At 50.8% G+C, this 1670-nt stretch carries 1 rRNA gene (cut by a window edge); it reads left to right on the top strand.

Annotation, left to right across the window (positions count from 1 at the left end):
* Positions 1–111 precede the first annotated feature (111 nt).
* Positions 112–1670, top strand: a 23S ribosomal RNA gene (locus DWX28_RS19515) (it continues 1477 nt past the right edge of the window).

Genomic DNA, 1670 nt, shown 5'->3' with positions numbered 1-1670 from the left:
AATATCCTTGATATACAAACGTAAGATAGGAAGACATCGATAAATTTATTTATCAAACAAGCAATGAGAATCAAGACCGCTGATACCTACGCTAGGGTATCAGAATGCAAAGGTCAAGCAGAAAGGGCACAGGGCGGATGCCTTGGCACTAAGGGCCGAAGAAAGACGTGATAAGCTGCGATAAGCTTCGGGGAGGAGCAAATATCCATTGATCCGGAGATTTCTGAATGGGGAAACCCACACGAGGAAACCTCGTGTATCCATACGCCAATCCATAACGTATGGAGGGGAACCCGGGGAACTGAAACATCTAAGTACCCGGAGGAAAAGAAAGAAAACTCGATTCCGTAAGTAGCGGCGAGCGAACGCGGAAGAGCCTAAACCAGATCGCGTGCGATCTGGGGTTACGGACTGCATTTAAGATTCTGTGATGTTAGTAGAACGGTTTTGGGAAAGCCGGCCAGAGAGGGTGAAAGCCCCGTACACGAAAACAGAGCAGACTGAGCAGGATCCAGAGTACCGCGGGACACGAGAAACCCTGCGGGAAGTAAGGGGGACCACCCCCTAAGGCTAAATACCACTTAGTGACCGATAGCGCATAGTACTGTGAAGGAAAGGTGAAAAGGACCCCGGGAGGGGAGTGAAAGAGAACCTGAAACCCTGTGTCTACAAGCTGTGGGAGTGCTTTACATGCACGACCGCGTACTTTTTGTAGAACGGTCCGGCGAGTTGCGCTCACTGGCAAGGTTAAGATCTTAAGGATCGGAGCCGTAGGGAAACCAAGTCTTAACAGGGCCAGAGTCAGTGGGGGCAGACCCGAAACCGGGTGATCTATCCATGTCCAGGTTGAAGCTGCCGTAAGAGGCAGTGGAGGACCGAACCCACATCCGTTGAAAAGGGTGGGGATGAGGTGTGGATAGGGGAGAAATTCCAATCGAACCCGGAGATAGCTGGTTCTCCTCGAAATAGCTTTAGGGCTAGCCTTGGTAGAGATTTGCGGAGGTAGAGCACTGAATTTCCTAGGGGGCGTCAAAGCCTACCGAAGAATATCAAACTCCGAATGCCGTGTAATTACTTACCAGGAGTCAGACTACACGAGATAAGTTGGGTGGTCAAAAGGGAAAGAGCCCAGACCTTCAGTTAAGGTCCCAAAGTGTGCGTTAAGTGGAAAAGGATGTGGGATTTCGAAGACAACCAGGATGTTGGCTCAGAAGCAGCCATTCATTCAAAGAGTGCGTAATAGCTCACTGGTCGAGAGGTCCTGCGCCGAAAATGTCCGGGGCTGAAACGCACCACCGAAACTAAGGAATCTAGTAATAGATTGGTAGAGGAGCATTGCATGCGGGATGAAGCAGTACCGTAAGGAGCTGTGGACTGCATGGAAGAGAGAATGCCGGAATGAGTAGCGAGATAGAGGTGAGAATCCTCTAGGCCGAATATCCAAGGTTTCCAGGGTAAAGCTGATCTGCCCTGGGTAAGTCGGGGCCTAAGGTGAGGACGAGAGTCGTAGCCGATGGACAACAGGTGGAGATTCCTGTACTATGATATGACAGAACTGTGGGGACACGTGCAGAGAGCGGAAGCCGGGAATGGAATCCCGGTGCAAGCGAGGTACCAGTCGCATTGGAAAAACCGTGCGGCAATGGGAAGACGTGATGCGGAGTGAAATA

Origin of the sequence: Blautia sp. AF19-10LB (assembly GCF_003461245.1) — a bacterium.
Lineage (GTDB): Bacteria > Bacillota > Clostridia > Lachnospirales > Lachnospiraceae > Blautia_A > Blautia_A intestinihominis.
This window is presented reverse-complemented; position numbering and strand designations above follow the sequence as displayed.